The sequence below is a fragment of the Amycolatopsis circi genome (assembly GCF_003385235.1).
GTDB classification, from domain to species: domain Bacteria; phylum Actinomycetota; class Actinomycetes; order Mycobacteriales; family Pseudonocardiaceae; genus Amycolatopsis; species Amycolatopsis circi.
In genome coordinates this window covers 1-1,666 of record NZ_PQIA01000285.1, presented here as the reverse complement: position 1 = coordinate 1,666, position 1,666 = coordinate 1, and the positions used below count along the sequence as shown (strand labels likewise).

Annotated in this window: 2 protein-coding genes; both read right to left on the bottom strand. The window is 66.8% G+C overall.

Annotation, left to right across the window (positions count from 1 at the left end; translation table 11 throughout):
- Nucleotides 1-576: 576 nt before the first annotated feature.
- Nucleotides 577-1,317: an ESX secretion-associated protein EspG gene (locus tag D0D37_RS46270; protein WP_116206892.1), complete on the bottom strand. Its 741-nt coding sequence runs from the start codon at nucleotides 1,315-1,317 to the stop codon at nucleotides 577-579.
- A gap of 8 nt (nucleotides 1,318-1,325) precedes the next feature.
- Entirely contained in the window at nucleotides 1,326-1,496 is a 171-nt protein-coding gene (locus D0D37_RS48395) for a hypothetical protein (RefSeq protein ID WP_244223924.1), read from the bottom strand.
- Between the last annotated feature and the right edge of the window lie 170 nt (nucleotides 1,497-1,666).

The following is a 1,666-nucleotide window of genomic DNA, read 5'->3' as shown; positions in this document are numbered from 1 at the left end:
GTGCAGTAATTGGACGGGGACAGCCCGATCAGCGTGCCGATATTGCTCGGTCCGCCGGGGTACTTGATCCAGTAGCGCGGATTCATGCCGGCCTGCGAATGCCCGACGACGTCCAGCTTCGCGGCCCCGGTGGCCTTCAAAATATTGTCCCCGAAGGTCGCGAGCTGCCCCGCCGAAGTTCCCCGCGAACACGCAGTACCCCGCGTTGGCGAGCTTCTGGGAAAGATTCGCCCAGTTCTCGTACGCGTTGGCCGTGGTGCCATTGGACAGGAGCACCGGGTTCGGATGCTCGGCGGACGGTTTGCAATTCCAGTCGTTGGCCCCCGGCGGTGCGATCGTCGGCTGCCCGACCGAGTAGAGAGCCGCGGCGATGATGTTCGGCTGCACCGGCCCGGTCGGTTCTTGCCCGGTTGCCGCCGATGCCACCGCGGTGCCGCCGCCGAGCGCGACGACCGTCGCCGCCAGGAGGACCATGCCTCGTCCGAACGCGCGTACGCCCATTCCGTTTCACCTCTCTGTGAACCCGATGCACTGGTTAACGCGGAACACGAGAAAGGGAAACGCGGTTACTAGTTTTTATCGCAGACTGGCGAGGGTTCGATCCACCGCATCGATCAAGGAGGCCCGGTTTCCCGGGTAGACGCTGATCTGCGCCGTGCCGTCCCTGGTGCTCTGGAAGCTCACCACCCGCCCGCGCCCGCTGAGATCGATCACCGACAACGGCGAACTGTAGCGCCGCTCGCCCCGTTGATCCCGGACCGCGGCGTGCAACTGATGCACCGCGTCGCGCGGCGCCCGCATCAGATAGCGCAACTCGTCCGCGTCGCCGCCCTCCTCGGCCAGCGGGTCCGCGCTGCCGCCCCCGTCGTAGTACTCCCGGCTGACCCGCATCGCCCGAACCGCCGCCGGCGGGCATTCCGGCATCGCCATGACCAAACAAGCCGCAAGCTCACGGGGCGACACCGGGTCGAGCTGAACGAATTCCGCGTCCGCGATCAACCGAACGGCTTCTTGATTGGTCGCCGCGACGAGAATCGCGCCGTTGTCCTCTTGATGGGTGCCGAAATCAGTCCACCCGTACACCTCATGCCTCGCGGTAGCGAGCAGCCTTAACGTGCCTCGCAACGCATCCGCGGCTGTTTCGCCAAGCTGCGCAAGAAGATCCCGCGTCCGCTTCGCCCTTTCCGCCGCGCCCTCCTCGGTGAGGTACATCGGAGTGTCCTCAACCACCACCGGTGCTTTCCCAAGGTCCTCCGCGTGCCAAAGCGCCAAAAACACCGGCCGCGGCATCCGCAGCGGCCTGTCGATGATCGTCATCGAGCCCCTCAACCGCCAATCGTGGGAGGCGTCGGAGGCAGCCCAGTGCGGGGATCGAGCGCGCGCTCGCCGTTCTCGTCGACGAGAGAGAACGCGGAGTCGTCTTCGATTCCGTACTTGCGCTGGTGTTCTTTGTCTTCCTCGCCTTTGCCTTTCCCGCCGCCAGCCATACCGCCCATCCCCGACGATCCCTTGGCTCCGGCCGCACCCTTCCCCGCCGCTGTTGTCGCTGCCGTTGTCGCGCGACCCTCTTCACCCGCGCCCACTCCGGCCCCCGCGCCTACGCCCCCGCCTAGCCGCGCCGCGATCCCTCCGCTGCGACCACCGGCACCAGCTTCGCCTCCCCCAC

Coding starts and splice junctions, on each gene's coding strand:
- D0D37_RS46270 (WP_116206892.1), bottom strand. CDS start 1,317: ATGACGATCATCGACAGGCCGCTGCGGATGCCGCGGCCGGTGTTTTTG.
- D0D37_RS48395 (WP_244223924.1), bottom strand. CDS start 1,496: ATGGGCGGTATGGCTGGCGGCGGGAAAGGCAAAGGCGAGGAAGACAAA.